Here is a 14,337-nt window from a genome sequence, read left to right as displayed (position 1 = left end):
GATCATGCGGTTCCGCTCCTTTTCCAACTCAGATACTGCGTCACCAGTTCGGTCCCCAACTCGGCGGGCCGGACATCCACCACCGGAACGCCATGAGCACTCAACCGCTCATGGAGTTCTGCCCGCTCATTCAGGTAACTCACCGTGCCGCAGTAAGCCAGCGCTTCGGGCAGCGTTTGCACCGTGGTCTGGCGTAACGTATCCAGCGTCTCTTCGCGCAGGCTGGCGACCAGTACCCGATGTTGTGCGCTCAGGCGTTTGACCGCGCTCAGCAGTTCCTCATCGTCCTCATCGCGCAGGTTGGTTACCAGCACCACCAAGGCCCGGCGCTTCTGTCGCGTCAGCAGTTGATTGGCGGCGGCCTGATAATCGGCAGGGCGCTGCGTGCTGTCGAGGTCATAAACCGTGTTCAGCAGTACATTCAGTTGTGCGCTGCCTTTGACCGGCGCGAGATGGCGTGGGTGTTCGCTAGCGAAGGTACTCAAACCCACCGCATCGCCCTGACGCAAGGCTACATAACTGAGCAACAGGCAGGCATTGAGCGCGTGGTCGAAGTGCGACAGTTCATCGTCCTGGCTGCGCATGCGTCGGCCACAGTCGAGCATGAGGATAATCTGCTGATCGCGCTCGTCCTGATATTCACGGGCAATCGGTGAGCGTTGGCGTGCGGTGGCTTTCCAGTCGATCTGGCGCAGGCTGTCGCCTTCACGGAATTCGCGCAGTTGATGGAATTCCAGGCCCTGACCGCGCCGTTGCCGTTGGCGCACGCCGAGCTGGCTGAGCCAATTGTCCACCGCCAGCAACTCACCGCCGTAGAGCCGGGCGAAGTCGGGGTAGACGCGGGTCTGGTCGCTGACCCTGAGCAAGCGTTTGCCTGACCATAATCCCAAGGGGCTGGGCAGGTTGATTTCGCACTGGGTGAAGTTGAAATGACCGCGTTTGAGCGGGCGCAGACGGTAGCCGAGCAGGCTGCGCTGGCCGGGTTGCAATTCAATCGACAACGGCAGGTTTTCGAAGCTCAGGCCTTCTGGCGGATGGTCGAAGAGTTGAATGTGCATCGGCTCGCTGAAGTCGTGTTCGATTTCCAGGCGCACCTCACTCCAACGGCCGAGTGCCAGGCTGCCGGGCATCTGCCGAGTGATGCGCGGTGTTGGCAAACGGTGCAGACGCAACGCATCCAGCGCCGCCAGAGCCAGCAGCGCGAGCAGCAATCCCCAGTTGATCGATATCAGGCTCGCCGGGATATCGATCTCCAGTGCGCGCAACGTGCCCAGCACAATGCCGATGAGCAGCAGGAAGGCCAGCCAGATCAACAGCAGGCGCGAGGGTTTCACAGGCGCGGCGCCGGAACTTGGTCGAGTAATTGTGCGAGCACCTGATCGACCTGCAGGCCTTCGATGTCCAGCTCCGGCGCGATGCGTACGCGATGGCGCAGCACGGCCAGCGCGCAGCCCTTGATGTCGTCGGGAATCACGAACTCGCCGCCACGCAACAAGGCGCGGGCACGGGCGCAACGCACCAGAGCAATCGAGGCGCGCGGCCCGGCGCCCAGGGTCAGCCCCGGCCAGGTGCGCGTGGCGCGCGCCAGGCGCACGGCGTAATCGAGAACCTGATCGTCCAGTGGCAAATCACTGGCAATCCGTTGCAGGGCTTGCACATCCTTGGCTTGCAACACGGTGCGCAGCGGTTGCACATCGAGCATGTCGGCGCGGGTCGAGCGGCAGACCTGGCGCACCATGTTCAGCTCCTGATCGGCGTCGGGGTAGTCCATGCGCACCTTGAGCATGAACCGGTCGAGTTCGGCTTCCGGCAGGGGATAAGTGCCTTCCTGTTCGATCGGGTTTTGCGTTGCGAGAACCATGAACGGTTGCGCGATGGGCAGGGCACGACCTTCGAGTGTGACCTGACGCTCTTGCATCGCCTCGAGCAAGGCAGCCTGGGTTTTTGCCGGGGCGCGGTTGATCTCGTCGGCCAGCAGCAGATTGGTGAACAACGGGCCTTTGCGCAGCTTGAACTGCTCGGTTTGCAGGTCGTACACGGCATGGCCGGTGACGTCGCTGGGCATCAGATCCGGGGTGAATTGAATCCGCGCAAACTCGCCGCCGAAACAACGGGCCAACGCCCGCACCAGCAGGGTTTTGCCCAATCCCGGCACACCTTCGAGCAGCACATGACCGCCGGCGATAAGCGCCGTCAGCACGTCATCGATCACCTGGTTCTGGCCGATCAACGCTTTTTGCAATTCGCCACGTACTGCTTGCGCCAACTGGCTGGCACGCTGGCGTTGCTGGGCGGCGTGGCTGGCGCTGCCGGGCTCGATCTGTTCAGTCATAGCGTGTTCCTCAAAGTTTGCAGGTGGGCGACCTGGCGGCAGAAATCGGCGCTGGACATGCGCCGATCCGGCACCGGGCTCAGGGCCTGGCTGATGGCGCGGGTGGGTTGTCGGGTCAGACGCGACAAAGCCAGCCATTGTTCGGCAACGTTTAATTGGTCAAAGCCGGGGTGACGGCGACGGGCACGGCGCAGAACGTCCTGTTGCAGTGCTTGCAGCAACGCCTGCTGGCCGTTGTGGCGCAACAGGAAATCGGCGCTGGCGCGCAGGTGTTCCTGCAATTGTCGGCGTCCACTCGGGGCGGGTAGTTGCAGTGGGCCGTGACGCACGCCGACGTGCCAGAGCCAAAGCCCGATCAACGCGAGCAAAGCGACAATGGCTTGCGGGAAGTAGCGCCAGAGCAAGGTCAGCAGGCCATCGTGCTCGGTGTTGTAGATCAACGTGACGTCGGTGTCGGCGCTCAAATACCAGAGCAGCCAGGCGTTGTCGTATTGGCTGATGGTCTTGTTCTTCCACAACTCGGCGTCGGTGACCACGGTGATCGTGCCCAGGCTGTAGGGCAGCTGCATCATGTGCGTGGCCTTGGCGCTGTTGGCCCACGCTTGCGCCAGATTCTTCGGGTCGTCGAGGTGGAAGTCGGTGTCGAAGCCAGCGTAGGCCGGTGCGTCTTCGTCTTCCAGATAGAGTCTGGTCAGTTGCGGGAAGCGCTCTGGTTCAGCGTCTGCGGGTAAGTCTTTCAGATCCTTGCTCAGGGATTGATGCAGTTGCACGCGATCGAGCAACAGATCGTTGCTTTGTTTGCTCTGCTCATCCCACAGCGACTCGGCGACGAACACCAGTCGCCCACCGGCCCGGGTCCAGTTCAACACTTGGTCAACCTGACGCGGGGTCATGTGTGAGCGGTCGTTGAACAACAGCAACGTGTGGCGGCGCGGGTCGATATCGGGGAGTGCCGCGAGGCTTTCGGCATGGCTGACGTTGAGCCCGCGTTCACGTAAAAACAGCTCGGCGGCCAGGTATGGATTGGCTTGCGCGGCGGGCGAGGGGCCGTGATCGACTTCTTCCTGATAAGGCGTGGCGTTGAGGTAGAGGAACACGCTCAGCGTGCCGATTAACAGGGCTATCAACGCAGCCACCCACCACAGTGTCCGGCGATTCAACGGGCGGCTCCGGGACCAAACAAGGCGCGCCAGCCATCGCACAGCTCCTGCTTCAGGGAGGCTGCCGGGACGCGATGCCCATAGGCCATGTTCTGCCAATGGGTGGTCAGGCTGCGGCTGAAGGCGAGCAGTTCCGGGCGTTGCAATTGTTCAACGTGCGCGAGCACCTGAAGTTCGGTGTCAGCGGGTTTCAGGGTCATATCGAAGTCGTGGAGCAGATGGCTGAGCAGCCCTCGATACAGCAGGCCCAGCGCTGCACGGGGTTGGCTTTGCCAGAGGTGTTCGGCGCTGCCTGCAATGTCGCCAGGCAAGGTGTCGCGGTTCAAGTCCAGACCGAAGGCTTGTTGCGGCACCGCGCGTTTCGGTTTGGCAGGCAGTCTCGGGCGGCGGCTGACGAACGCTTGGAGATAGTCGCGATAACGCCAGATCAGCCAGCCGAACGCAGCAATCACCGTGCCCCAAAGCAACACTTCAATGATCTTCGCCAGCACATTGAAGTGTTGCCCGTCGAGCCAATCCAGCAGGGTTTTCAGCCACTGCGGTGCTTCACCGGGTTTTTGCGCTGTGGCAGGTTTCGCCGGATCGTCGCTAAAGCGATAGCGGGTGACGGATTCCTTGTTCTTGAACGGCGGTTGCTCAAGCAGTGCCTTGATGCTGTCCCGTGAGGCCTGACTGGTCAGAGGCTGATTCAACAGTCGCGGTGCCTGTGGACTGTCATCCGGCTCTGCCGCCCACGCCGAAGGCACATTCGGCAGCACCAGAAAGACCGCCAGCAGCACTCCCAATACACCGTTGTTCAGGCGCTGTCGCAAGCGGCGAAACACCAGTTCGATATCCCAGGCTTCCAGTTGTGTGCGCCGGTTCAGATAAAGACTGAAGCCGCAGGCGACATAGATCGGCTCCCACACCACCAGCACCAGTGCGTAGAAGGCATTGGTCAGGTGTTCGAGCCAGCGCCAGTCTTGATCCGCCGCGAGTATCAGCGACTGCCAGCTCCAGTCCGTTTCGATTTGCTGCGGCAGCAGCATGTAGAACAGCACCATCAGGCCGATCCACAACGCGGTTTCCAGGTGCACGCCGATGATGGTCAACCACTGCGCGGCACCGGCGTTGCGTTGCAGGAGCACGTGCAGGCGTTGTTGTCGGGCGCTGCCATCGAGGCTTTCGAGTTGCACCACCGGCAGCAGAAAGCTGCGGCTGAAACTCAGACGGCGCCAGGTCAGGCTGGCCAGCAATTGCGGTTTGAGCAGGCGCGGCCATTCGCGCAGGGCTTGCTTGAGTGTCGGCGTTTCGCCAAACAGCGCTTTCGACAGGATGTACAGCGGCAGGCGTTCATAAGCCGGTTTCAGCCACCAGAAGATAAACACCGCCAGTGACGGCGAATCCCACAGCAACAGACTCAGCAAGGCGAACAGCGGCAGGGTGACAATCGCCCAACTGGTCATCAGCAGACGCCGATGTTGCTGGCTCATCAGCACGCCCAGGTCCATGGCTTCCCAGGTCGTGCGCGGGCGGATCACCACGGTGGCGTCACTCAGGCGCATGGCGGGTCCTTCCGGCGAACAACAGATAGACCGCGACCAGAGCCCAAAGCGCGGCGCCGACCAGATACTTGGTCAGTGGTGTGACGCTGGTTTTCGACGACCAATAAGCTTCGATAAACGCGGCAATCAACAGGAACAACATCACGCCGCAGACCAGCAACACGCTTTTGCGTGCGGCGCGTTTCAGCGCTTCGCTGCGGGTCAGCCGCCCGGGCGCGATCAACGCCCAGCCGAGTTCCAGGCCGGCGGCCCCGGCGAGGGCGATGGCACTGAGTTCGAAGGCGCCATGGGCGATGACGAATGACCAGAAGGTCTGGCCGAAACCGATCTCGCTGAGGTGCCCGGCCACCGCACCGATGACCATGCCGTTGTAAAAGAGAAAGAACGCACTGCCGACGCCTAGCAACAAGCCACTGGCGAAAGTCTGAAAGGCAATGCCGATGTTGTGCATCACGTAGTAACCGAACATCACCCAGTCCTCGCTGGCCGCACGTTCGGCGGGGCGCCCGAGGTGTCCGGCGACCGGGTCGTACATGCCTTGCATCTCGCGCACCTGATCGGCGGGGAGCAGGTTGTAGACCAGTTCGGGAAAGAAATACACCAACACGCCGACGCCGATCAGACTGCCGAAGAACAGCAGGCTGGCGACCAGCACAAAGGGCCATTCGGCACGAACCAGGCGGGGGAAGTCGGCGAGGATGAAACTCAGCAGATTGGCGCCGAGTCGACTGCGGTGACGGTACAGCTGTTGATGGCCGCGTAGTACTTGTTGTTGCAGCGAATCAATGAGGAAACTGCTGTAGCCGCGTTCCTGCGCCAACGCCAGATGCTGGCAAAGCCGCCGATAGGCTTTGGGGAAACCGGCGACTTGCGAGGTCTCCTTGCCGTGCTCAAGGCGTTCAAGGGCTAGCGCAAAACGCTCCCATTCGGCCTTGTGCCGCGTTTCGAAAAGACTTTGCTTCATGTCGGGCCCAACAAACCGCGAGCGATGCCATTGAGTTCAGCCACAGCCTTGGGCGCAGAAATGTGCAATGGCTGGGCGAGCAGGGCCGCCAGTTCATTGACCCGTGCTGGCGACAGTTCTTCTTGGCGTTCGGCAAAGCCCAGCACGGCGCGTTGTTCGGCGAGTGTCAGGGGCACTGGTGAGCGTCGAGGTTCGGCATCAGGCAGTTGCGGACGACTGAGCGGGCGTTCGCTGTAGACCACCAATGTGCCGGCGGCGATGTCGCCAAGGCGTTTGAAGGTCGGGTGTTGCAGGCAACTGAGGGTGCCGAGGAAGTAGCCGAAGGGCAGCAGATCGACAAAACGCAGCAGGTTGCGCAGCAGTGAGGCCGACCAGCCAACCGGGGTGCCGTCATCGTGCACCACGCGCAGGCCCATCCATTGTTTACCCGGCGAGCGGCCCTGACGCAGCACTTCGAACAGCACCATGTACCACCAGCTGATCGCAAACAGCAGTAGCGAGCCGAGGCCCATGCCGAGCTTGCCGAGAAACGCCAGGGCGATGAACAGCACCCCCATGATCACGCCGCGCAGGGCCAGATCGATCGCAAAGGCTACGGCACGCACCATTAACCCGGCGGGACGCAACGGCAGGTCGATGCCTTCCGGCGTTTCGACCTGATGCCGCGTATCCAGCGGCGGGGCCAGCGGTGCTTTCCTTGGCGGTGCTGTGGTCTCGAGCATGGGCTACCTGGTGTTCGCCTGTTCGGGGTGCAAGTGAGGTCGATGCTAGCAGCCTCTCGGGGGAAAACGACATAACTATGTATTGCACATCGTGAAGTACGAAGTGTTTGAATGACACGAGGCTGGCCGCGAGCGCGGTCGAGCGCCTAGACTTTGCCGATCTTCTGTTCAGGAACCGCCCGTGACTTCAATCTTCTGGTACGACTACGAAACCACTGGCATCAATCCGCGAAACGACCGCCCACTGCAAGTGGCCGGAATTCGCACCGACCATGCGCTCAACGAGATCGACGAGCCGGTCAACCTCTATTGCCAGCCCAGCGAAGACATCCTGCCGCATCCGGCGGCCTGCGCGATTACCGGCATCACCCCGAGCCAGTTGGCCGAAAAAGGCTTGAGCGAGGCTGATTTCATGACGCGGGTGCATGCCCAACTGGCGGCCCCCGGCACCTGTGGCGCGGGTTACAACACCCTGCGTTTCGACGACGAGATGACCCGTTACAGCCTGTATCGCAACTTTTTCGACCCGTACGCCCGGGAGTGGCAGGGCGGTAACAGTCGCTGGGATCTGATCGATGTGGTGCGCGCTGCTTATGCGCTGCGTCCTGACGGCCTGGTCTGGCCGACCGATGACGAAGGTCGGGTGACGCTCAAGCTAGAACGCCTGACCGCCGCGAACAATATCGATCACGGGCATGCCCACGAAGCGTTGTCGGATGTGCGCGCGACCATTGCACTGGCACGGTTGATCCGCGAGAAACAGCCAAAACTCTATGACTGGCTGTTCCAGTTGCGTAGCAAGCAAAAGGTCATGGATCAGATTCGTCTGCTGCAGCCACTGGTGCATATTTCCGGGCGTTTCTCGGCCGCGCGCAGTTATGTCGGTGTGGTGCTGCCATTAGCCTGGCATCCAAAAAACCGTAACGCCTTGATCGTCTGCGATCTGCACCTCGACCCGCAGGGTTTGCTCGATCTGGACGCGCAGACCCTGCGCCAGCGTTTGTACACGCGTCGTGATGATTTGCTGGAAGGCGAATTGCCGGTGCCGCTCAAGCTGATTCACATCAACCGTTGTCCGGTGGTGGCGCCGCTTGCGGTTTTGCGCGCGCAGGATCAGCAACGTCTGGGGCTGGACATGGCGCTTTATCAACAGCGAGCACTGCGGCTAACTGACGCACAGCAAGTTTGGAAAGATAAAGTTGCAGAGATTTATGTCAGCGAAGATTTCATTCCGAGCGAGGATCCGGAACAACAGTTGTACGACGGATTTATCGGTGACCGTGACCGACGTCTATGTGAGCAAGTGAGGAGCGCTGACCCGGCACAACTAGCGCAAGAGCAATGGCCTTTCGATGACGAACGTTTGCCTGAATTACTTTTTCGATATCGCGCACGCAACTTTCCCGAGACGTTGAATTTCGAAGAGCAAGAACGCTGGAGAATATTTTGTCAGCAGCGTTTGTCCACGCCTGAGTGCGGCGCACCGAATACCTTGAAATCTTTTAGCGAGGCGGCCGAGCAATGGTCGATTAATGCCACGCCGATGCAGAGTGAGGTGCTCAATGAATGGCAGAATTATGTCCAGGCATTGCGCAAACGTTTGAATCTTTGAATTCGAACATGACCGGGCTTAAATCCCGGGCATAAAAAAACGCCAGCATTCGCTGGCGTTTGTTTTTCGCGGATCGCTCTGCGAAGACGTTGCGGCTTAGCCCAGCAGGGTAGCCCAGCCTTCAACCACGTCACCGCCCCACTTGGCTTTCCACTCTTTCAGAGTTTTGTGGTTGCCACCTTTGGTTTCGATGACTTCGCCGTTGTGCGGGTTTTTGTATTGTTTAACTTTGCGAGCACGCTTGGTGCCGGTAGTTTTTACTGCGCCGCCGCGTACTGCTTTGGTTTTAGCTTCCGGATCCAGCAGCGCGATGATGTCACGCAGGGATTTGGAGTATTCGCCCATCAGGGTGCGCAGTTTGCCTTCGAATTCCAGCTCGGCTTGCAGTTTGTCGTCTTGGGACAGGTTCTTCAAACGGGCTTGCAGCTCTTTGATGGCTTCTTCGGTGGCGCGATATTCGTTGATCAAGGACATGATTACTACCTTAGTAGAGTGCGGGATGGCAGGGGGACAGTGCCGCAATAATAGTCAGGCTGTTTCATCAAGTAAACATTTAACCAGGGTTTTTATTTAAATTAGTTACGAGAAACTGCTCTCTATTGAATATTCAGTTAAATAGTGTGATCGAGTCATCACAGATATTCACAGTTGTCTGATCAAGCGATCCCGCAGGATCAGCACCAGTCTGTCGGCTACTCATCAAGAATCCGTAGCACTGAGCCTGGCGCCTCCCGTTGCTGATCAATACTGCAGTTTTCCTGCGCAGCCGCTAGAATGGCGGCCTTTGCGAAGTTCTGGAGTTTCCCCCTCATGCGCACTTTTCGGCTGGTGATATCTTGCCCGGACCGCGTTGGCATTGTTGCCAAAGTCAGTAATTTTCTGGCAGCCCACAACGGCTGGATCACCGAAGCGAGCCACCACTCGGACAACCAGGTGGGCTGGTTCTTCATGCGTCACGAAATTCGTGCCGATTCGCTGCCTTTCGGTATTGAAGTGCTGCGCGAGAAGTTTGCGCCGATCGCCGAAGAGTTCTCGATGGACTGGCGCATCACCGACACCGAGCAGAAAAAACGCGTTGTGCTGATGGCCAGCCGCGAATCGCACTGCCTCGCGGACTTGCTGCACCGCTGGCACAGCGATGAACTGGACTGCGAAATCTCCTGCGTGATTTCCAACCACGACGACCTGCGCAGCATGGTCGAGTGGCACGGCATCCCTTATTACCACGTCCCGGTCAATCCGCAGGACAAGCAACCGGCATTCGACGAAGTGTCGCGTCTGGTCAAACAGCACGATGCCGAAGTGGTGGTCCTGGCGCGTTACATGCAGATCCTGCCGCCAGACATGTGCCGCGAATACGCGCACAAGGTCATCAACATTCACCACAGCTTCCTGCCGTCGTTCGTTGGTGCCAAGCCGTATCACCAAGCGTCGCTGCGTGGCGTGAAGCTGATCGGCGCGACCTGTCACTACGTGACCGAAGAGCTGGACGCCGGCCCGATCATCGAGCAGGACGTGGTGCGTGTCAGCCACAGTGACAGTATCGAAGACATGGTGCGTTTCGGTCGTGATGTCGAGAAAATGGTGCTGGCTCGTGGCCTGCGTTATCACCTCGAAGACCGCGTGCTGGTGCACGGCAACAAGACTGTGGTGTTCTGATCTCAACCCCACGGGCTTGAAAAACCAAGGGTCTGGGCGTTCAATCGTCCAGACCCTTTTTCATTTCAGCAGTGAGGATAAGCCATGGCCGATCCACTGGACAAAGCCACTTCCAAAGCGCCGGCGACGTTGGGCGAAGGGTGTTTGAGTCGATATGATCCCGAGGACATGAGCCCGGAGGATGGCACCGAGTTTCCCGGCGCTGCGGAGTTGTGGGAACAATTGCAAGAGAAGTCCGACGACAACAAGGACGATGGCTGAAGCGCGATCATGCAGGCGCAGCCAAAGGCTCGGGCCGCGACCGGACGATCAAGCCTGCCCCACCTTCATCAGTTTCCTCAACAGCGGTCGGCCCAGCATCAACAAAAACACCGGCCCCCCGACCAGCAGATAAAAGTAATACGTCACCACCCGCCAAATCAGAATCGCCGCCGCTGCGGTGGATTTCCCCACCATCGGCGCCAGCAATGCTGCCGACGTCAACTCCGCCGCCCCCGCGCCGCCCGGCAGCAGGCTGAATTGCCCGGCGCCCAGTGAAAGCATCTGCACCAGAAAACTCCACGCCCACTGCAAGTCCGCGCCCAGCCCGCGTAGCGCCAGATACAGCACGCTGTAGCGCAGCAACCAATGCACACAGGTCAGGGCGAATACTTTGATCAAAGTTTGCCAGGGCAGCTTCAACGTATCGGTAAACGCCGCGAGAAAATGCAGCAACTTGCGCGCCCAGCGGCGGCGGGTACTGGCCTTGACGTTCATCCTTGCCAACAGGCGACCGCTCAGGCGGATCAAGGTGCGGTGATAGCGCGCGACCAGCACACAACTGAACAAACCGCCGAACAGCGAAATCGCACTGACGATCAGCAACCACTCGAGGCGATCGCTGAGGTGCTGGAACAGCGCATAAATCAAAATGCCGCTGAGGGCGCAGAGAAAGAACAGCAAATCGCTGAGCTGATCCATGGCAAACACCGCGCTGCCCCGCGCCGGCCGCACGCCCGATCGGGCCAACAGGGCCATGATCGTCAACGGCCCGCCGCTGCCACCGGGAGTCGCGCAGTAGGCGAATTCGGCGGCCATCACTACACCAAGGCTTTGCAGCGGCGTGACGCGCTCGCGTTGATCGCCGAGTAGCAGGCGCAGACGCAAGGTATTGATGCCCCAGCAAAGCAGGATCATGCCGAACATGATCAACAGCCAGTGCAACGGGAAACTCTGCAGCCGCGCCCAGGTGTCGCCGCCACCCAGCACAACCGGAATCAGCACCGCCGCGAGCAGGCCGATCAGCAAGAGAATGCCGCGACTCATGCGGCGCTTCCCAGTTGACCGCGCTGTTGGGCGAGCCAGTGGATTTTGGTCATCGGTACGCGTCCTTCGCTCAGTAGTCGTTCGAGGGTGTGCAGCCAGTAATCACGGGAAAAGCCGTGGCGCATGTCCACGGGATGCAAGCCTAGACGAATCACCGACGCCCGACGCCAACGCTGTTGACGCTGCTCGCTGACAATCTTCGACAGACCCCTTCGCCAGGCGCTGCGAGCGCTCCAGACCAGACCCGGCGCATCGATCGCGGTGAAATCCGGCAACCGATACAGATGCTGCGGATCGCTGGTGTAGCGCAGGGGCAGCTCGCGCAGGGCCTGGCGGGTGCCGTCGCTCATCAACCACGCCGGGGCAACGAAACCGTGCAGTGGCCAGTCGTGGCGCTGGAAGACTTCGATGCCGGTGCGCAGGCGAGCGAGGGCGGTTTCACGAGACAAACGGTAAAACTCCCCCTCATGGGTGTAAACGCGGCGCATGAACCAGTCGTGCGGCGTCGTCGGGCCGGGCTCCTGGTCATCGTGGAAATAACCATGCAACGCCAACTCATCGCCACGGGCGACGCGCTCATCGAGCCGTCGGCAAAATGCCGGGTGATCGTCGAGGACATTGTGCCGGTGGAAATTCGGAACGACCAGCCACGTCATCGGCACGTTGCCCAAGGCGTCGACGGCCTCGACAAACGGCTGGTAATCCGCCCACGTCGACGGAGCGACGTCGTGCAGCACCAGCAACACGGCGCGGTTGTTCATCGATTCAAGCATTGGCCACCTTGGGCAGCGTATGTCCGAGTACGGCGTGATAGTGGCCCAACAAACTGTCGACCACCGTATCCCACGCATAGCGGGTTTCGACATGCTGGCGCGCCTGTGTGCCAAGTTTGCTACAGCCGCGACTGAACAGTTCCCGCACGGCATTGGCCATCGCTTGCGGGTTGTTCGGTGCGCACAGGAGGCCGCAGGAATCAGTGACGATCTCTTCGAAAGCTCCGGCGGCCACGGCCACCACGGGAATGCCGCAGGCCATGGCTTCGAGGATCACCAGGCCGAAGGTTTCCTGGTCGCCGGCATGCAGCAAGGCATCCGCACTGGCCATCAACTGCGCGACGCGTGGCGCGGGGCAGAATTCGTCGATCACACTGACGTTTTCCGGCACAGCGGTGGGCATCGACGAACCGACCAGTAGCAGGTGATAGCGCGGGCCGAGGCGTTGCATGCATTTGAGCAATACCGGCAGGTTTTTCTCTTTCGAGCCGCGTCCGGCAAAAATCAGCAGCCGGGTGTCTTCGGCGATGCCCAGTTCTGCACGCAGTTGCGGGTCGCGGGCTTTGGGGTGAAAGGTTTGCAGGTCGACGCCCAGCGGTTGCACGAACACATTGCGTACACCGAGGCCGCTGAGCTTGTCGGCCATGATCTGACTGGGCGCCAAAACCCGATCGAAGTTGCCGTAAAGCCTGGTGACATACGCCTCGATATTCGGTGTGACCCAATGGCCCATGCGATTGCCGATCAGCAAGGGCAGATCCGAGTGATAGAAACCGATTACCGGCACATCCAGCTGTCGTCGCGCATCAAGGGCGGCCCAGGCGGTCAGATAAGGGTCGCCGACTTCGATCAGATCGGGCTGTAAATCCTGCAGGACATTTCGCCATGGCGCGAGGCGAAGGGGGAATCGATAGCCTTTGCCGAAGGGCAGGGCGGGGGCGGGAACCGTGTAAACGCCGTCGTGTTCGCCGAAGTGCGCACCGGGAATCAGCAGGCTGTGGCGGGTACCGGATTTGACTCCGAGCCGGCGGTGTTTGGCATCCAGATAAGTACGCACGCCGCCGCTGGCCGGGGCGTAGAACATGGTGATGTCGGCGATATGCACGGTGATCAACCCTCCGTTGCGTGGTTCTCCCTTGGTTGACCTTTATCAAGAATAGATGTTCGGTCGGGATTGCGCGGCCCCCTCACCCTAACCCTCTCCCAGAGGGAGAGGGGATTGACCGAGGTGGATGTTGGAGGTACGCCGACTTGAGAGACCTGAGTCGAACTCAGGTTTTGAACAGCACGAAGATCGGCTCCCTTTCCCCACACCATTTTGAGGGAGAGGGACTGACCGAGATGTTTGGGTTTTATGCATCGACCGGAAAGTCTTCAGTCGAACTCAGGTTTTGAGGAACATGAAGATCTGCTCCCTTTCCCCCTCGCCCCCCCTGGGGGAGAGTGCTGGGGTGAGGGGGTAAGGCTCTTGATCTTCAGATGCGGAAACTGCCAACCAGTTGTTTCAGACGCGAAGCCTGCTGCTCCAGGTCCGAACACGCGCGCAACGTCGCCTGCAAGTTCTCCACGCCTTCCTGGTTCAGCGTGTTGATCTCGGTGATGTCGACGTTGATCGACTCCACCACAGCCGTCTGCTCTTCGGTCGCGGTGGCCACCGACTGGTTCATCCCGTCGATCTCGCCAATGCGCTGGGTCACGCTGTTCAAGCGCTCCCCGGCAAGGTTGGCAATCTCGACGCTGTCCTGGCTGTGACGCTGGCTGTCGCTCATGGTGCTCACCGATTCACGGGCGCCGACTTGCAGTTCCTCGATCATGGTCTGCACCTGTTGCGCCGATTCCTGGGTGCGGTGCGCCAGATTGCGCACTTCATCCGCCACCACGGCAAAGCCCCGGCCGGCTTCACCGGCACGTGCCGCTTCAATGGCCGCGTTGAGCGCCAAGAGGTTGGTCTGTTGGGAAATGCTGGTGATCACTTCGAGAATCTGGCCGATGTTCACGGTTTTGCTATTCAGCGACTCGATGTTGCTGCTCGACGCGCTGAGCATGCTCGACAGTTGATTCATCGCCTTGATGCTGCGATCCACCACTTGCTGGCCGTCTTCAGCCAGACCGCGCGCGTCGCTGGCCTGATTCGAAGCCTGGGCGGCGTTGCGGGCGATTTCCTGCGCCGCGGCGCCGAGTTGGTTGATCGCCGCGGCGACACTGCTGGTGCGTGAGGCTTGTTGGTCAGAGTTGTACATCGATGAGTTCGATGCCGCGACCACGC

General features: G+C 60.3%; 14 protein-coding genes. 3 read left to right on the top strand and 11 right to left on the bottom strand.

Features of this window, described 5'->3' with window-relative positions; genetic code table 11:
- Positions 1-2 precede the first annotated feature (2 nt).
- The 6 genes from J0G10_RS24430 to J0G10_RS24405 are packed head-to-tail and all read right to left on the bottom strand — an operon-like array spanning position 3 to position 6,722.
- Positions 3-1,334, bottom strand: coding sequence for a DUF58 domain-containing protein (locus J0G10_RS24430; RefSeq protein ID WP_220556909.1), 1,332 nt, complete (start codon positions 1,332-1,334; stop codon positions 3-5).
- Positions 1,331-2,332: an AAA family ATPase gene (locus tag J0G10_RS24425; protein WP_095048231.1), complete on the bottom strand. Its 1,002-nt coding sequence runs from the start codon at positions 2,330-2,332 to the stop codon at positions 1,331-1,333. Before J0G10_RS24425 ends, J0G10_RS24430 begins: the two co-directional genes overlap by 4 nt.
- Positions 2,329-3,492, bottom strand: a complete 1,164-nt coding sequence (locus J0G10_RS24420; protein ID WP_095048230.1) for a DUF4350 domain-containing protein — start codon at positions 3,490-3,492, stop codon at positions 2,329-2,331. Before J0G10_RS24420 ends, J0G10_RS24425 begins: the two co-directional genes overlap by 4 nt.
- The gene (locus J0G10_RS24415) at positions 3,489-5,036 is read right to left on the bottom strand and encodes a DUF4129 domain-containing protein (RefSeq protein WP_220556908.1); all 1,548 of its coding nucleotides are present in this window, start codon (positions 5,034-5,036) and stop codon (positions 3,489-3,491) included. Before J0G10_RS24415 ends, J0G10_RS24420 begins: the two co-directional genes overlap by 4 nt.
- The gene (locus J0G10_RS24410; RefSeq protein WP_220556907.1) at positions 5,023-6,000 is read right to left on the bottom strand and encodes a stage II sporulation protein M; all 978 of its coding nucleotides are present in this window, start codon (positions 5,998-6,000) and stop codon (positions 5,023-5,025) included. The genes J0G10_RS24415 and J0G10_RS24410 overlap by 14 nt, the downstream gene beginning before the upstream one ends.
- Positions 5,997-6,722, bottom strand: a complete 726-nt coding sequence (locus J0G10_RS24405; RefSeq protein ID WP_095048228.1) for an RDD family protein — start codon at positions 6,720-6,722, stop codon at positions 5,997-5,999. Before J0G10_RS24405 ends, J0G10_RS24410 begins: the two co-directional genes overlap by 4 nt.
- A gap of 181 nt (positions 6,723-6,903) precedes the next feature.
- Between J0G10_RS24405 and sbcB the strand changes: the two genes are divergently transcribed.
- A complete protein-coding gene (sbcB, locus tag J0G10_RS24400) occupies positions 6,904-8,334 on the top strand; it encodes an exodeoxyribonuclease I (RefSeq protein WP_095048227.1) in 1,431 nt (476 codons plus the stop codon).
- Positions 8,335-8,430: 96 nt separating this feature from the next.
- On the opposite strand, the gene mvaT is transcribed toward sbcB, so the two are convergent.
- Entirely contained in the window at positions 8,431-8,808 is a 378-nt protein-coding gene (gene mvaT, locus J0G10_RS24395; protein ID WP_007912775.1) for a histone-like nucleoid-structuring protein MvaT, read from the bottom strand.
- Between the two features lie 336 nt (positions 8,809-9,144).
- Here mvaT and purU point away from each other — a divergent pair, with 336 nt between their 5' ends.
- Positions 9,145-9,993: a formyltetrahydrofolate deformylase gene (purU, locus tag J0G10_RS24390; RefSeq protein WP_007912774.1), complete on the top strand. Its 849-nt coding sequence runs from the start codon at positions 9,145-9,147 to the stop codon at positions 9,991-9,993.
- Positions 9,994-10,077: 84 nt separating this feature from the next.
- The gene (locus tag J0G10_RS24385; protein WP_220556906.1) at positions 10,078-10,254 is read left to right on the top strand and encodes a hypothetical protein; all 177 of its coding nucleotides are present in this window, start codon (positions 10,078-10,080) and stop codon (positions 10,252-10,254) included.
- 48 nt (positions 10,255-10,302) lie between these two features.
- Here the strand turns inward: J0G10_RS24385 and J0G10_RS24380 are convergent, their stop codons facing one another.
- The 4 genes from J0G10_RS24380 to J0G10_RS30405 form a co-directional block, all read right to left on the bottom strand.
- On the bottom strand, positions 10,303-11,298 hold the full coding sequence (locus J0G10_RS24380) for a lysylphosphatidylglycerol synthase transmembrane domain-containing protein (RefSeq protein WP_095048226.1): 996 nt from the start codon (positions 11,296-11,298) through the stop codon (positions 10,303-10,305).
- Entirely contained in the window at positions 11,295-12,071 is a 777-nt protein-coding gene (locus J0G10_RS24375; protein ID WP_095126196.1) for a DUF2334 domain-containing protein, read from the bottom strand. The genes J0G10_RS24380 and J0G10_RS24375 overlap by 4 nt, the downstream gene beginning before the upstream one ends.
- The gene (locus J0G10_RS24370; protein WP_176471328.1) at positions 12,064-13,155 is read right to left on the bottom strand and encodes a glycosyltransferase family 4 protein; all 1,092 of its coding nucleotides are present in this window, start codon (positions 13,153-13,155) and stop codon (positions 12,064-12,066) included. The genes J0G10_RS24375 and J0G10_RS24370 overlap by 8 nt, the downstream gene beginning before the upstream one ends.
- Positions 13,156-13,546: 391 nt before the next feature.
- The gene (locus tag J0G10_RS30405; RefSeq protein WP_371043227.1) at positions 13,547-14,311 is read right to left on the bottom strand and encodes a methyl-accepting chemotaxis protein; all 765 of its coding nucleotides are present in this window, start codon (positions 14,309-14,311) and stop codon (positions 13,547-13,549) included.
- Between the last annotated feature and the right edge of the window lie 26 nt (positions 14,312-14,337).

Origin of the sequence: Pseudomonas germanica, assembly GCF_019614655.1 — a bacterium.
Classification (GTDB): domain Bacteria; phylum Pseudomonadota; class Gammaproteobacteria; order Pseudomonadales; family Pseudomonadaceae; genus Aquipseudomonas; species Aquipseudomonas neuropathica.
This window is presented reverse-complemented; position numbering and strand designations above follow the sequence as displayed.

Bases quoted from the DNA above. Each gene is read 5' to 3' on its own strand.
- J0G10_RS24425 (WP_095048231.1), bottom strand. From the start codon at position 2,332: ATGACTGAACAGATCGAGCCCGGCAGCGCCAGCCACGCCGCCCAGCAA.
- J0G10_RS24415 (WP_220556908.1), bottom strand. From the start codon at position 5,036: ATGCGCCTGAGTGACGCCACCGTGGTGATCCGCCCGCGCACGACCTGG.
- J0G10_RS24410 (WP_220556907.1), bottom strand. From the start codon at position 6,000: ATGAAGCAAAGTCTTTTCGAAACGCGGCACAAGGCCGAATGGGAGCGT.
- J0G10_RS24405 (WP_095048228.1), bottom strand. From the start codon at position 6,722: ATGCTCGAGACCACAGCACCGCCAAGGAAAGCACCGCTGGCCCCGCCG.
- mvaT (WP_007912775.1), bottom strand. From the start codon at position 8,808: ATGTCCTTGATCAACGAATATCGCGCCACCGAAGAAGCCATCAAAGAG.
- purU (WP_007912774.1), top strand. From the start codon at position 9,145: ATGCGCACTTTTCGGCTGGTGATATCTTGCCCGGACCGCGTTGGCATT.
- J0G10_RS24385 (WP_220556906.1), top strand. From the start codon at position 10,078: ATGGCCGATCCACTGGACAAAGCCACTTCCAAAGCGCCGGCGACGTTG.
- J0G10_RS24380 (WP_095048226.1), bottom strand. From the start codon at position 11,298: ATGAGTCGCGGCATTCTCTTGCTGATCGGCCTGCTCGCGGCGGTGCTG.
- J0G10_RS24375 (WP_095126196.1), bottom strand. From the start codon at position 12,071: ATGCTTGAATCGATGAACAACCGCGCCGTGTTGCTGGTGCTGCACGAC.
- J0G10_RS24370 (WP_176471328.1), bottom strand. From the start codon at position 13,155: ATGTTCTACGCCCCGGCCAGCGGCGGCGTGCGTACTTATCTGGATGCC.
- J0G10_RS30405 (WP_371043227.1), bottom strand. From the start codon at position 14,311: ATGTACAACTCTGACCAACAAGCCTCACGCACCAGCAGTGTCGCCGCG.